This is a genomic window from Agromyces sp. P2_B3, assembly GCF_056404815.1.
The window spans coordinates 1-549 of sequence record NZ_JBFUDH010000058.1 but is presented as its reverse complement, the minus strand read 5'-3'; the positions used below and the strand labels follow the sequence as shown (position 1 = coordinate 549).

The 549-nt window shown below is 70.1% G+C and carries 1 protein-coding gene; it reads right to left on the bottom strand.

What is annotated here, in order from left to right; translation table 11 throughout:
- Window positions 1-528: Ig-like domain-containing protein (locus AC1DZA_RS20165; RefSeq protein WP_476774105.1), on the bottom strand; the 528-nt coding region annotated here is incomplete at its 3' end.
- Between the last annotated feature and the right edge of the window lie 21 nt (window positions 529-549).

The following is a 549-nucleotide window of genomic DNA, read 5'->3' as shown; positions in this document are numbered from 1 at the left end:
GGATGTCCCGTTCGCGGGGATACTGCCCGGTGCTGCGGTGATCGTCGACGTGGCCGGGCTCGGAGCGCCCGCCGTGAACACCACCTGGCTGGTAGCGGTACCCCCGGTGCCGTTCAGCGTGAACCCGACCGTCGCGGTGCCCGCCGTGATGCCCGACGTCAACGTGGCGGTGTATGTCCCGTTGCCCACATCCGTGACCGCGCCCAGGGTACCCAGCGTGGTCGACATCGTGACCGTGGCGCCCCCGGTCCCGACGGGGTTGCCGTTCACATCGAGCACGGTGACSGTGACCGTGGATGTGGATGTCCCGTTCGCGGGGATACTGCCCGGTGCTGCGGTGATCGTCGACGTGGCCGGGCTCGGAGCGCCCGCCGTGAACACCACCTGGCTGGTAGCGGTACCCCCGGTGCCGTTCAGCGTGAACCCGACCGTCGCGGTGCCCGCCGTGATGCCCGACGTCAACGTGGCGGTGTATGTCCCGTTGCCCACATCCGTGACCGCGCCCAGGGTACCCAGCGTGGTCGACATCGTGACCGTGGCGCCCCCGGT